The organism is Desulfosediminicola flagellatus, from assembly GCF_005116655.2.
Lineage (GTDB): Bacteria > Desulfobacterota > Desulfobulbia > Desulfobulbales > Desulfocapsaceae > Desulfopila > Desulfopila flagellata.
Genome location: NZ_CP050698.1, coordinates 2144700 through 2158731, shown reverse-complemented (window position 1 = coordinate 2158731; position 14032 = coordinate 2144700). Strand labels below are relative to the sequence as shown.

Below are 14032 nucleotides of genomic sequence, written 5' to 3'. Positions count from 1 at the left end.
TGTCATTGGACATCAATCTGCAATAATAGGAACTCTAGGAAATTTTGATAAAATAAAGACATTACAAAAAGAAAAGGCGATCCGGAACCGGATCGCCTTGTACTACAACAACTATTCGATGCTTCAGATTACATAAGTGCAGAAAAGAAATCGTTCCCTTTATCATCAACAAGTATGAATGCCGGGAAATCAACAACATCTATCATCCACACAGCTTCCATTCCAAGCTCAGGATAATCGATACATTCCACCTTCATGATATTTTCTTCAGCAAGAATCGCAGCAGGTCCACCTATGGAACCGAGATAAAATCCGCCATGCTTCTTACAGGCATCAGTTACCTGCTGAGAACGGTTGCCTTTAGCGATCATGATCATCGAACCGCCATTTTCCTGCAACAGATCTACATAACTATCCATTCGTCCGGCTGTAGTTGGGCCAAATGATCCTGACGGCTTACCTGGAGGTGTTTTGGCAGGACCGGCATAGTAAATCGGATGTTTCTGCAGATACTCCGGCAGTGATTTGCCGGCATCAAGCAATTCTTTAAATTTTGCATGTGCAATATCACGACCAACTACAATAGTACCACTCAGCAACAACGATGTTCCAACAGGATGCTTTGTCAGTTCAGCTAAAATTTCAGGCATTGGTTTATTCAGATCAACTTTCACACCATGGCCGTGCTTTCCACGATATTTTTCAGGAATCAGTTTGCCCGGTTCAGTGTCAAGTTGCTCGACCCAGAGTCCTTCACTGGTAATTTTAGCTTTTATATTTCTGTCAGCGGAACAGGAGACGCCCATCCCCACCGGACAAGATGCGCCATGACGAGGTAGACGTACAACTCGAATGTCGTGGGTGAAATATTTGCCGCCGAACTGTGCGCCGATTCCTAGATTCTGAGCCGCCACCTGCAATCTCTCCTCAAGGTCTATATCGCGAAAGGCCTGGCCATACTCATTGCCTGCTGTAGGCAAGGTATCATAGTATTTTGTCGACGCCATTTTTACTGTTTTGAGATTGGTCTCCGCGCTCGTTCCACCAATAACAAATGCAAGATGATATGGCGGGCATGCTGCAGTTCCTAAGGTTTTCATCTTGGCAACAAGAAATGCCTCAAGCGTTTCAGGGTTTAACAACGCCTTGGTTTCCTGAAAGAGGTATGTTTTGTTGGCACTTCCACCACCCTTGCAGACAAACAGAAAAGAATATGAATTGCCTTCTGTTGCATATAGATCAATCTGGGCAGGTAAATTTGTACCAGTGTTTTTCTCTGTATACATATCAAGAGGCACTGTCTGTGAGTACCGAAGATTCTCTTCGGTATAGGTTTTATAAACACCTTCAGACAGAGCAGCAGCATCATTACACGCAGTCCATACGAATTGCCCTTTTTTACCAACTATCGTCGCGGTTCCGGTATCCTGGCAGATTGGTAACTCAAACTTAGAGGAAACTTCTGCATTTCTCAGAAACGCAAGAGCCACACCTTTTTCATTAGCAGAGGCTTCCGGGTCATCGAGAATTTTGGCAACCTGCTGATTATGCGCCGGGCGAAGCATAAACGAGACATCCCGCATCGCTTCATTTGCTAAGACAGTCAACCCTTGAGGATCTATTTTCAGAATCTCCTGCCCATTAAACATATCAACACTTACATACTTCTCAGAATCATCAATTTTCCGGTATTTGGTGTCGTCCTTACTTAGCGGAAAGGGCTCCTGATAATAGAATTCGGTCATTGCTAAATCTCCTCATCTCAACGTGAATTAAAAAGTCGTGACACACACTGATAACTGGTCAACGGCTGGAATTACAGTAGAAAAACACCTGGAAATCAGTTTTACCTCGCCACTGGTCTTTTCGCTAGACCTTTTTCAAGAGCCAACACACCGACTGGCGTAAAAAACACGAACCACACTATACCGGTATTAATAGAAAAATTTCAAAATCCACAGGTATTAATAAAAACGTATGCTAACCTATATCAATATTACTGATTGACTATTTCTCGACGCAAAATGCCGTTGATCTCAACGTCACCGAGTTGTGGTTCTGTTGTTAAAACGAGCCTGTTACCGGGATTTGCCTTCTCAACTTCATTGCCTTCAAGATCGTGCATTGCAATGATACGAACGCGGTCGATATCAAAACCGCGCTTCATATACTCAACCTCAGCACCACTATGGAGTGTATTTCGTATTTCCACTAACAGTTTTTCACCAATTTCGCGAATTACTGCGACCGGCTCATAGGTCTGAACAGTTCTTGAGGTCATGTAATTCATCTCACTGCTGCCAGGCTTTTCATTAATGAAATTTTCTGTAATTCCACGAGTTCCCGTTCGCAGGATTTCTTCCATGCAATTATCCGGTAATCGTATAGATTCAGGATTGCGCCATGCTGATGCAGGCAGGTCCCGCAGGTAATCAAGAGCAGCCCGATAGGTTCTTACAACACCGCCAACATAAAAAATTGACTTCATCCGCCCTTCAATCTTCAGAGAATCTACACCTGCAGCCACAAGCTGTGGCAGCATCTCAAGTAAACAGAGATCTTTGGAATTGAATATATAGGTCCCCCGCTCATCCTCTTCTACCGGAAAATACTGACCCGGACGTTTCTCTTCGAGCAGAGCATAGCTATATCTGCATGGATGAGCACAATTCCCCTGATTAGCATCTCTCCCAGTCATATAATTCGAGAGCATGCAGCGACCTGAGTAGGAAATACAGAGTGCTCCATGAACAAAAACTTCAAGTTCTCCATTAACCTTTTCGCCGACTGCTTGTATTTCAGCAAGAGATAGCTCACGTGCAAGATTGAGCCTTGAGGCGCCGTTATCCAGCCAGAACTGTGCAGATCCTGAATTCGTCACGTTAGCCTGAGTAGACAGGTGAATGGAAAGTTCAGGAACATATTTCCTGGCAACCCGCAGTATACCAGGGTCAGAAATGATGATACCGTCAGCACCTATATCGCGTAATTCCAGCAAGTATTCAGGCAGACCTTCGAAATCTTCATTGTGAGCAAGAATATTTACGGTCACATAGACTTTCACCCCATGTTTATGCGCATATTCGATACCTTCATGCATTTTCTCTATACTGAAGTTTCCGGCTTTAGCCCGAAGACTAAAGCGCTTACCACCTAGATACACCGCATCTGCACCATAATGCACTGCGGTAACGAGTTTCTCATAATTTCCGGCCGGTGCAAGCAATTCCGGCATTACCGGAACTCCACCCTTGCCGCTTTCAATTTCTTTCATAGTCGAGTAATGTGTAAGATTATTTTTCTGGACTAAGCTCCAGCTTTTTTCATACTCTTAATAGATGAACACACAAGGTATTGCAAGGACTTCAGTGAACAGTAGACGTATTGGTATAGCAATGAGCGGTGGAGTTGATTCAACTGCAACTGCCCTCATATTACGGGAAAGCAATGATATACAGGGTTTCTTTATGCGGCTGGCCCAGCCTGACTTTGCTGCACAGAAAGAGCGGGTCGAAAAGCTGGCTGAACGACTATCAATCCCTCTGACAATAATCGATCTTCGTCAGCAGTTTACAGATAAGGTCCTCGAATATTTTGCTTCCTCATATTTTAAAGGAAAAACTCCCAACCCATGCATGATTTGCAACCGCGAGATTAAATTTGGTCTTTTCCAGGACGCAATCCTGAGTAGCGGCATGGAAATGATGGCTTCCGGTCATTACGCACAAATCAGCCATGATGAATCCGGATATCACCTCCTTGACGGTGTTGACCAAAGCAAAAATCAATCATATTTCCTTTCCCGACTTACCCAAAAACAGTTGGGAAAAATACTTTTCCCTCTTGGTGCACAATACAAGTCTGACATTTACGATTATGTCAAACAGAACGGATTTACACATTTTGAAGGTATCGAAAGTCAGGATATTTGCTTTCTGGCCGATGAAACCGTCGGCAACTACCTGGAATCCAGATACCCAGAATCTGTAAAAAAGGGGCCGATCGTTTCCACAGAAGGAAAATTGCTCGGCGAACACAACGGCCTCTTTCGTCATACAATAGGACAGCGACGCGGTCTTGGCATCCCCGATAGTACGCCCTGGTATGTTACCGGTATTGAGGCTGACACTAATACACTTATTGTTGGTAAAACTGCATCGCTGATGAAGCACGAAATTGAATTGGGAGATATACATTGGCTCAGCGGTATTGAACCACCCCTTGAAGCTTCCTACAAAGTGCGTATACGTTACAGTCACCGTGGCTCAATGGCCAAAGTAGAGCTCATCGGTAAAGACCGTGCCCACCTGATATTTGAACAGGAGCAAAGAGCAGTTACTCCCGGTCAATATGCAGTTATCTATAAAGATACCGAAGTCATCGGTTCCGGTATTATTCTTTCTTGAGGCAGTATTTCGATGAATCGAGTTATCATCACAACCCTTGGTTGTAAAGTGAATCAGTATGAGTCCGCAGCTTTTCGAACCAGTTTCAACGAGGCTGGCTATACGGTCGTTAAAGCAGGAGAACCTGCAGATATAGTTGTCATAAATACCTGCGCTGTTACAGCAAAGGCCGGAGCCCAATCCCGCCAGTCTGTACGCCAGGCTTTACGTAAAAATCCTGAAGCGCGTATTTTTATTACAGGCTGTTATGCGGAAATCGCGGCTGACACGCTCACAGAAATAGACGAACTCGAAGGCAGAGAATACTCCATCATTGGGAACAGTAAAAAAGATCAACTGGTCCCTTCTGCAGTTCAATTTGATACTCAGAGCCAACAGCTTCTTTTAGGTTCAATTAGCGAGGCAACAGAAATCTGCCGACTCCCTGTTCGCCACTTTGGTGACCGTACCAGAGCGTATCTTCGGGTTCAGGATGGCTGCGAGAGCTTTTGTACCTATTGCATAGTCCCTTTCACCAGAGGACCAAGTAGAAGCCTGCCTCTTGACGAAGTCATTGAACAGGCCAAAACCTTTAGTGAAGAAGGCTATAAAGAGCTGGTTCTCACAGGTATTCACCTTGGATATTATGGTCGTGATCTCACTGCGCCAACGGATATTACCGAACTTGTTGACCGGCTATCCCTTGAAACACCTGAAATTCGATATCGTATCAGCTCGCTTGAGCCTACCGAAATCACTGACAAGCTGCTTCATCTGATGAAAACCCGATCCAACATCATGCCTCACCTGCATATCCCTCTGCAAAGTGGTGATGATGAAATACTTTCACGGATGAATAGAAAATACACAACAGCTCAATTTAAAGAAGTTGTTGATAGATGCCGGACCGCCCTGCCTGAAGCCGCTATTGGTATTGATATACTTGCAGGCTTTCCTGGTGAAACAGAAGATCATTTCATTAATACTCGTGATTTTCTGGCTTCTATTGACTGTACCTACCTGCATGTCTTTCCCTATTCCAGACGCCCGGGCACAGTAGCCGCAGATTTCATTGACGACGTTCCTAAAGAAATGAAAGACAAACGTGTTGCAGTGTTAAGAAAGCTTGGTGTAAATAAACAGAACGTCTTTTATAAACGTCAGATAGCTTCAACGCATCGTGTGCTTGTAGAAGGCAAACGCGATAACAAAGGATTACTTAAAGGTTTTTCAGACAATTATGTCCCTGTTCATTTTCAGGGCGAAGATCACCTTAAAAACAGCATTGTCATTGTAGAATTGACACAATTTGACGGTGCTTTTGTTTCAGGGAGAGCGATATAGAACGATGAAAGTTGAAATTATTGCCATCGGTGATGAACTTACTTCAGGGCGTATTCTTAATACTACGAGTAGTTTTGCGGCACGGCATTTTTTTGAAGCCGGCTATGAAATATATGCCATGCACACCATTGGTGATACGCCAGAACTCATCGGCGAAGCACTTAAAAGAGCAATTGGAAGGGTCGATGCCGTCATCGTAACCGGGGGACTCGGCATGACTGATGACGACATGACCAACGAAGCTGTTTCCAAAGCCCTTAATCGGCCAACCATGCCTAATCTGGAAGTGCTGTCCAACGTTCGCCAGCACCTTCAGGATATCAGCAATGGACCTGTCGGCCAGATAGAAAAACTCGCATGGTTACCTGAAGGTGCTGAAGTCCTCAATCCGACGTCCAGGATGGCTGGATATATGCTTGTACATGATAACACTCCTGTCTATTTCCTTCCTGGTATTCCTGTACAGATGAAACAACTCCTTATTGAACATGTACTACCCGGCCTTGCCACTTGGAACGCAGATCATGCAGTTTCAACATATCAGCGGATTTTTCGTATATTTAACCTTCCGGAATCTGAAGTTAACAGGCTCATAAAAACACTTGATTTACCACCTGCCACCCAGATAGGTTATTATCCTGTCTTTCCGGAGGTTCATCTCAGCCTGACCATCCGTGACAAGGCTGCAGATAATGCCAAACGGCTTTTTAAATCTTGCTCACAGGCAATTGATACCGTTCTCGGTGATTCTATCTATGGCCATGATCGAGACAACATGGAAACAATAGTTGGTAATCTGCTGATCCAGAAAGGGCTAACACTTGCTGTCGCCGAATCATGCAGCGGTGGTTTAATTGCTCAGAGGATAACTAACATTGCAGGAAGCTCTGCCTATTTTCTTGGTGGAGTTGTTTCGTATGCGAACAGCATGAAAATTGAATACCTTGGAGTCAGCCCAAAATTGATAGAAGACCAGGGTGCGGTCTGCCGTGATGTTGCAGAAGCGATGGCAACAGGTATTCGCGATAGAAGCGGCGCAGATATAGGACTGGCCGTAACAGGTATTGCAGGACCAGAGGGCGGCACTGATACAAAACCAGTAGGTACCGTTTACATTGGTATTGCAACACCTGCAGGAAACTGGGTAAGTAAATTCAAATTTGAAGGTGATCGACTTCAGATCAGAGACATGACTGCTCAGACAGGTCTTGATCTAATCAGGAAATATCTTCTTCAATCCTAATATCTGATTTAACACGTTTATTTCAGATATCTGTTTGATTTTCAGACTAGACTATCAGAGTAATATCCAAAGACTTGAGAATGTGTTACATAGAGTCGTGGGTTTATACTATCGAAAAAACTTTGCACATAATGGAGAATAATATGGCAGCTGGGCCTACTAAAACAAACAGCGTTGATAACGCAATCAGCCAAATACAACGTCAGTTCGGTAAAGGCTCAATAATGAGACTTGGATCCAGGGAAGCCGAAAATATTCCGGTAATCTCAACTGGAACTCTAAGCATTGATCTCGCCATGGGAGTCGGAGGTCTGCCTAAAGGACGTATAACTGAAATATATGGTCCGGAGTCCTCAGGTAAAACCACCCTTGCCCTGCATGTTGTTGCTGAAGCTCAAAAACTTGGTGGCACAGCGGCATTTATTGATGCTGAGCATGCACTTGATACAAGTTATGCAGAAAGACTCGGTGTAAATGTTGACGATCTCCTTGTCTCACAGCCGGATTTCGGCGAACAGGCTCTTGATATTGCGGACATTCTTATTCGCTCCGGCGGAGTCGATGTTATTGTAATCGATTCAGTTGCAGCTCTTGTCCCACGTGCTGAGATTGACGGTAACGCTGGTGATTCTCATGTCGGGCTTCAGGCACGCCTTATGTCTCAGGCCATGCGTAAATTTACCGGAGTTCTCAGCAGAAGCAACACCGTACTTATTTTCATCAACCAGATTCGAATGAAGATTGGTGTGATGTTCGGTAACCCGGAGACTACTACCGGTGGTAATGCCCTTAAATTCTATTCTTCAATCCGTGTTGATATTCGTCGAATTAACCAGATCAAAGATGGTCAGGAAATTATTGGTAACAGAACCAAGGCAAAGATCGTCAAAAACAAAGTGGCTCCTCCATTTAAAATTGCAGAATTTGATATCATTTACGGCGAGGGAATTTCAAAAACTGGTGACACCCTTGATCTCGCGGTAGAAAACAACATCGTAGACAAGAGTGGTGCCTGGTATTCCTATAATGACGAGCGCATAGGTCAAGGACGTGAAAATTCAAAAAGGTTCCTTGCAGATCATCCTGAAATGTTCCTGGATATTCAGAATAAGGTCAGAATGGTATATGGCATGTCAGTAACTGAAGCTCCCCCCATCGAGACAACAGCCGAGAACAAAGAATAGCATCAATATCGATTCACTACTGTAGTAATAAGAAAGCCTCTGGGATGATATCTCAGAGGCTTTTTTATTCCCCCCCGACATTTTCAAAAACACACTCGCCGATATCTCTATTGACGACATCAACGCTCTGTAGTAACCCTGCACTTTGGTCTGCTTTTCAGTCAATCTATTCACGGGATAGAAATATGAAAAAGAAGAAACAAAAGTCGTCCAGAGCATTCGATGTCATCATTGTCGGTGGAGGCCCAGCCGGCCTCTTTGCTGCATATTACCTTTCTGAACATTCCCATCTTTCTATCCTTCTTATCGAAAAGGGTAAAGCTCCTCTCGATCGTAAATGCCCGATAACAAATGGTGGTTGCATACGATGCAAGCCATGTAATATTCTCTGTGGAATCGGCGGTGCCGGTCTCTTTTCTGATGGGAAATTGAATTTCATACATAAACTTGGCAAGACCGATCTGACTCAATTCATGTCAGTATCCGAGGCCATTCAACTTATAGATGAAACTGAAGAAATATATAACAGATTCAATATGGACGGTGACGTCTACCCTACGGATATGGAGTCAGCCAGGGAGATCCGAAAGCAGGCCAGACGACATGGAATTGATCTGCTGATTATCAAACAGAAACATCTGGGTAGCGACAACCTGCCGGGCCACATCTCTGCTATGGCTGATTATGTTCAAAAAAAGGGTGTTGTTTTTCATCACTCTGAAGAAGTTGAAGACATACTTGTCACGGACAACTGCGTAACCGGAGTTACGACTGCTAAGGGAACGTATGAAGCACCATATGTTATTTTAGCTCCCGGCCGCGTAGGAGCAGACTGGATAGGAAAAATCGCCAGGGATAATGCGCTTGAAGTTTCTCAACGCGGCATAGAAGTTGGAGTACGAGTCGAAGTACACAATGAGATCATGCAGGATATCTGCAATATCATTTATGACCCTACTTTCTTTATTCGCACAGCTAAATATGACGACCAGACACGAACGTTCTGTACCAATCTTGGTGGATATGTAGCACTGGAAAATTATCAGAACTTTGTATGTGTTAACGGTCACGCTTTTATGGATAAAAAATCGGATAATGCTAATTTTGCATTTCTTTCCAAGGTAGTATTAACCGACCCTGTTGAAGATAATCAGGCATACGGCGAGTCAATAGGCAAACTTGCTACACTTATTGGCGGAGGTAAACCAATTCTTCAACGATACGGAGACCTTAAGCGAGGCAGGCGTTCCACCTGGAATCGAGTGCGCAACAGTTATATCGAACCAACCCTGACCAATGTGACATGCGGAGATATTGCCATGGCCCTCCCTGAAAGAATCCTGACCAACCTGGTAGATGGACTCGACCAACTGAATCATGTTATTCCAGGTGTAACAAATGATGAGACCCTGCTCTATGCTCCGGAGATAAAGTTTTTTGCCACACAGATTGAAACAACGAATAACCTTGAGACATCAATATACGGCCTATTTGTTGCCGGAGATGGACCTGGAGTTGCAGGAAATATTGTATCTGCGACGGCCACTGCCCTCATTCCCTCAAAAGAGATATTGCGACGGACGAATGAGTAATAGATCTCTCGACTACTAAATATGCTATTTTGTGTAGTTTTGTCTTTTCAGTTAATTTCACATTGATATTTATCTATTTCGCCAATAAAATTTCTGTATGTTTATTGTTGACAGCGTTTTCTCATAGGCTATATTCATCAACAACTGATAACAGTTATTACTACCACTAATCAAAAAGGGGTGTACAATGCAGAAATGGGAATGTCCATGTGGTTACATATATGATCCAGCTGAAGGCGACTACGAAAATGGTGTAGATCCGGATACTGCATGGGAAGATCTTCCGGCAGATTGGGTTTGCCCACTCTGTGGCGCAGAAAAGGATGCATTCTGGAAATATGATGACTAACCTCGGATAGTCAGGCTGCTTAACAATCTATAAAGATAGTTAAGCAGCATTTTTTTACCATTCAAGTTCGCCACCCCTTACTTTATCGCATATGCCAAACTCACAGGAGAACTTATATGAGCCTCATCGTAACTAACCCGGCACCAGATTTCACGGCAACTGCAGTTTTACCAGACAACACCTTTAAAGAAGGTTTTAAATTATCAGATTTTCGCGGGAAATATGTTTTGCTCTTCTTCTACCCGCTCAACTTCACGTTTGTCTGCCCTACCGAAATTCTCTCTTTTAATCGTGCTGTTAAACAATTTGAAGAGAGCAACTGCCAGCTCATCGGAATCTCAATTGATTCACACTATTCTCACCTCGCCTGGAAAAACACTCCAGTCAAAGAAGGTGGTATCGGACCAATAAAATACCCCCTTGTCTCTGATCTGGATAAGAGCATTTCAAGAAACTATCAGGTGTTACTGGATTCAGGAATCGCATTGCGGGGCCTATTTTTAGTGGATAAAGAGGGAATTATCAGACATCAGGTCGTCAACGATCTTCCTCTTGGTAGAAATGTTAATGAAGCTCTACGCATTTTACACGCCCTCCAATTTACCGAGAAACATGGGGAAGTTTGTCCTGCTAACTGGCAACAAGGTGAAGATGCATTGTCTCCCACTGCAGCTGGAGTCTCCAGTTATCTCGCAGCTAATCTTGACGACTAGGTGTTTTGCTATAATCCAAAAACGGGGAGTGGATCGCAACAATCGATCCACTCCCCGTATTTCAATCTGACCACTATCGTGACGTACTACATCTCACGTATCTGCTGATACAGTGCTTCATTAAAACCGATATAATAGGTATTTCCTATTCGTAAAGCTGGTGCTCTCAGATTACCAGTTCGACCTGAAATCTTGGCGAGTATTTCATCCTTGTCGTCAGATACAGGATTATATTCGAGGATTTTTTTACCACTGGTCACAACGATCTTGTCAGCAGTTCCCACCACTTCCCAGACCCCATCAGACGTGATAGTATTTTTTGCAGCATTTACTTCTTCGCCAATCTCCATATTGCTTTCCTCGAAAACCGCCCCGGCTTTCTTACAGGAAACTCAACCTTTTCGTATGTACGCCCAATCGATTCGCATTATTAACTCCTTTCAATCTGAATAAAAAAGGCCACCTTTCGGTAGCCATTTTTGAAATATTATCCAAGAGGCTTCTTATTTTCCAACCGGTTCAATAAAAACTCGCTTACTCATTTCCATATCCATAGCAAACATTCCAGCCGAGTCATTACCCACCAGTCGCATGCGATCCAATACCTCACCTACACTGGCCTCCTCTTCAACCTGTTCTGAAACGAACCACTGCAAGAATATGTTTGAAGCATGATCACGTTCATCAAGAGCGCAATTAACAAGTTCGTTTATCAAAGATGTAACTTTTGCTTCATGGTCAGCAACAGCCTCAATCACTTTTAAAGGAGACTCCCAGTTAATTTCAGGTTTATCAATTGCCTCTAACTCAACCTTTCCGCCTCGTTCCAGCAAATAATCAAACATCTTCTGAGCGTGAAAATCTTCCTCTTTAGCCTGCGCGCGCATCCAGCTGGAAAATCCTGGCAGTCCTGTTCTTGAGAACCAGGCAGACATTGAAAGGTAGAGATATGAAGAAAACATCTCAGCATTAATCTGAGCATTAATGGCGTCACTCATTTTGGGGGTAATCATTAGGTACTATCCTCCGATTAGATTGGTTAATTTCCCGCCTCACAGTGAGCAACTACTGTATATAGCAGGTTATTCTATATTATTTTTTCTTATCTTTCTTTTTATTCTTTTTCTTTTTCTTATCGTCCTTCGAGCTATCCTTAAATATATCTTCAAGTTGCATTATTGGACAACCTTTACATTTTTTGCCTTTTTTTTCAAATTTCAGGCAGCACCGTTTTTTCGACATCACAATTTCCTTTCCATTCAGATTGAGTAGATAATTATGCAGGATCCTGAACCTGACATAAGGAATTTTTTCAAATAATTACAATAATAATTACCATTACTGATTTTATCTACTAATAAATACCTGAATTATGAATTTGAGGGAAATCACTTCTCAGCAGGAAAGGATCACAAATAGTAGTTGCCAACGCCCACAGTAATCATATGAACTAACAGCATAATATTGAGACACACAAAGAGCGAGCGATATGCCGGAGACTCACGTAATACTAAATTATAGCCTGCAATCACAACCAACAATAATGCGTTAAATACGACTAAATATTTCAACCCGGCCTGGTTGATACCACCCGTCACTGAAAAAAGCATCATGACTAGAGCAAGGCCACAAATCCACACATAACTTAACTGCTTTACCCCTTTTTCAGACAATGTTTTTATAAAACTCGGGAGGTTAGATTGAAGGTAATCATCCTTGTGTCGCAGGAGAACAAGATAGAAATGTGGAACCTGCCAGAGAAACAACAGCATAAAGAGTAATAAACTTGTATAGGAAAACGGTGCACCTGCTGCTGAAAAGTATCCAATTAATGGTGGAATAGCCCCACACACAGCTCCTGGAAAAATGGCAAAAATCGTTTCCTTTTTTAAAGGGGTATAGACTGCATTATACAAAATCAATGCGGAGATACCGAGACTTACACAAACGACAGGTCGATAGACCTGTGACAGCATGATTAACGCTAAACCTACAAGTATAATGGCGAGACAAACTGCAAACTCACGTGACACAGCCTGTCGAACGAGTGGTCGGTGAGCTGTGCGTTTCATTTCACCATCGACTACTGCCTCCTGGGCACTGTTGATGGTTGCTCCACCCATTGCAAGAAGAAATACACTCAAGCTGACGTACAGGACATCAAACGGTGCGGTGCGGCCAGCCAGTATCGCACCAAAACATGCAGAACAGGATATCAGCAGACACAGTGGAACTTTTGCAAGTTGCCAGCCGACTGTGAAAGATGACCATACTCCGGCAATAGATTCATCAACCTCCTCAGAAAGTCTATTCATCCTCGCTTTCAAGCCACTCCAGATATTCTTCTTCAGGAACTATCTTGAGCACTGAGACCATTGCCGAATGGTCGGTTCCACAATACTCCGTGCACATAACATCATATTCACCAACCTCGTCGGCAAAAAACCAGGCATATGTCTGAAGTCCTTTAACTGCATCGACCTTGATCCTATATGCCGGAATATAAAAACTGTGTAAAACATCAACAGATGTAATATTAAATTTTATCGCTTTGCCTTGCGGGACAACGAGTATATTCTCTGTTTCCTTATCGTTATCGTACACAAAGATCCATGAGTATTGCTGCCCATACACCTCTATTTCAATAGCATCTTCAGGTACCTCACGAAGTCCGAGGTATGAAGTCCAGCCGATATAAAACATCGACAGGGCAATAAGAGTCGGTATAACTGTCCATACGATTTCAAGGAGCATATTATCCCTGATATCGGCTGGTACCGGATGCTTACTACGCCGATACCGTATAACAAAATAGACCATTACAACCGTTATTCCAAACAACAATACAGCCGATATACCAAGAATATACCAGAGTGCCTGGTCTACAGCATGTCCCGGATTCATACGTTTCTCCGTTGATTACCTAAAAGCCACATCCCAAAAGGTGAACGTTATCATTATTGCAAGAAAGATTACGCTGCTGATAAACGAATAGGTGATAACCTTTCCTTCATATTTCAGATGCATAAAAAACAGCAGAACAATTGTCGCCTTTGTAGAAGCTATGGTAAGCGCTACCGGGACATTAAAAATACCAAGATCTAAATACGAAACACCTACTGTAACCAGTGTCAGGACTAGAAGACTCCCCAATACAAGAGCCAATGTTTTATAACTAAGGATATGATGTTTTTCGTCTGTACTCAAAACGACCTCCAGTAG

The 14032-nt window shown here is 43.3% G+C and carries 14 protein-coding genes and 1 pseudogene; 7 read left to right on the top strand and 8 right to left on the bottom strand.

What is annotated here, in order from left to right; genetic code table 11:
* Positions 1-128: 128 nt before the first annotated feature.
* A complete protein-coding gene (locus FCL46_RS08960) occupies positions 129-1745 on the bottom strand; it encodes a fumarate hydratase (protein ID WP_136806144.1) in 1617 nt (538 codons plus the stop codon).
* A gap of 251 nt (positions 1746-1996) precedes the next feature.
* A complete protein-coding gene (locus FCL46_RS08955; RefSeq protein WP_136806143.1) occupies positions 1997-3274 on the bottom strand; it encodes a U32 family peptidase C-terminal domain-containing protein in 1278 nt (425 codons plus the stop codon).
* Positions 3275-3368: 94 nt separating this feature from the next.
* Between FCL46_RS08955 and mnmA the strand changes: the two genes are divergently transcribed.
* The 7 genes from mnmA to FCL46_RS08920 all read left to right on the top strand — a co-directional run bounded on the left by mnmA (position 3369) and on the right by FCL46_RS08920 (position 10810).
* Positions 3369-4406 (top strand): tRNA 2-thiouridine(34) synthase MnmA, encoded by a 1038-nt coding sequence (mnmA, locus tag FCL46_RS08950; protein ID WP_167505787.1) that lies wholly within the window; start codon positions 3369-3371, stop codon positions 4404-4406.
* 12 nt (positions 4407-4418) lie between these two features.
* Positions 4419-5729 carry a tRNA (N(6)-L-threonylcarbamoyladenosine(37)-C(2))-methylthiotransferase MtaB gene (gene mtaB / locus FCL46_RS08945; protein ID WP_136806141.1) on the top strand — a complete coding sequence of 437 codons (1311 nt, stop codon included), beginning with the start codon at positions 4419-4421 and terminating at the stop codon, positions 5727-5729.
* A 4-nt stretch (positions 5730-5733) separates the two neighbouring features.
* On the top strand, positions 5734-6972 hold the full coding sequence (locus tag FCL46_RS08940; protein ID WP_136806140.1) for a CinA family nicotinamide mononucleotide deamidase-related protein: 1239 nt from the start codon (positions 5734-5736) through the stop codon (positions 6970-6972).
* Positions 6973-7115: 143 nt separating this feature from the next.
* A complete protein-coding gene (gene recA, locus FCL46_RS08935; protein WP_136806139.1) occupies positions 7116-8156 on the top strand; it encodes a recombinase RecA in 1041 nt (346 codons plus the stop codon).
* A 185-nt stretch (positions 8157-8341) separates the two neighbouring features.
* Positions 8342-9748 carry an NAD(P)/FAD-dependent oxidoreductase gene (locus FCL46_RS08930; RefSeq protein WP_136806138.1) on the top strand — a complete coding sequence of 469 codons (1407 nt, stop codon included), beginning with the start codon at positions 8342-8344 and terminating at the stop codon, positions 9746-9748.
* A 187-nt stretch (positions 9749-9935) separates the two neighbouring features.
* Positions 9936-10097: a rubredoxin gene (locus tag FCL46_RS08925; protein ID WP_136806137.1), complete on the top strand. Its 162-nt coding sequence runs from the start codon at positions 9936-9938 to the stop codon at positions 10095-10097.
* A gap of 116 nt (positions 10098-10213) precedes the next feature.
* A complete protein-coding gene (locus FCL46_RS08920; RefSeq protein ID WP_136806136.1) occupies positions 10214-10810 on the top strand; it encodes a peroxiredoxin in 597 nt (198 codons plus the stop codon).
* Between the two features lie 86 nt (positions 10811-10896).
* On the opposite strand, the pseudogene FCL46_RS08915 reads toward FCL46_RS08920, so the two are convergent.
* The 6 genes and pseudogenes from FCL46_RS08915 to FCL46_RS08890 form a co-directional block, all read right to left on the bottom strand.
* Positions 10897-11187: pseudogene (locus FCL46_RS08915) on the bottom strand (ArsC family (seleno)protein); the annotation flags it as partial.
* A gap of 126 nt (positions 11188-11313) precedes the next feature.
* A complete protein-coding gene (locus FCL46_RS08910; RefSeq protein WP_136806134.1) occupies positions 11314-11823 on the bottom strand; it encodes a ferritin in 510 nt (169 codons plus the stop codon).
* Between the two features lie 79 nt (positions 11824-11902).
* Complete coding sequence (locus tag FCL46_RS08905; protein ID WP_167505786.1) at positions 11903-12052, bottom strand: hypothetical protein; 150 nt, start codon at positions 12050-12052, stop codon at positions 11903-11905.
* Positions 12053-12219: 167 nt separating this feature from the next.
* Positions 12220-13125, bottom strand: coding sequence for a UbiA family prenyltransferase (locus FCL46_RS08900; RefSeq protein WP_136806133.1), 906 nt, complete (start codon positions 13123-13125; stop codon positions 12220-12222).
* On the bottom strand, positions 13118-13714 hold the full coding sequence (coxB, locus tag FCL46_RS08895) for a cytochrome c oxidase subunit II (protein ID WP_136806132.1): 597 nt from the start codon (positions 13712-13714) through the stop codon (positions 13118-13120). Before coxB ends, FCL46_RS08900 begins: the two co-directional genes overlap by 8 nt.
* Before the next feature lie 15 nt (positions 13715-13729).
* Entirely contained in the window at positions 13730-14017 is a 288-nt protein-coding gene (locus FCL46_RS08890; protein WP_136806131.1) for a cytochrome C oxidase subunit IV family protein, read from the bottom strand.
* Positions 14018-14032: the final 15 nt, after the last annotated feature.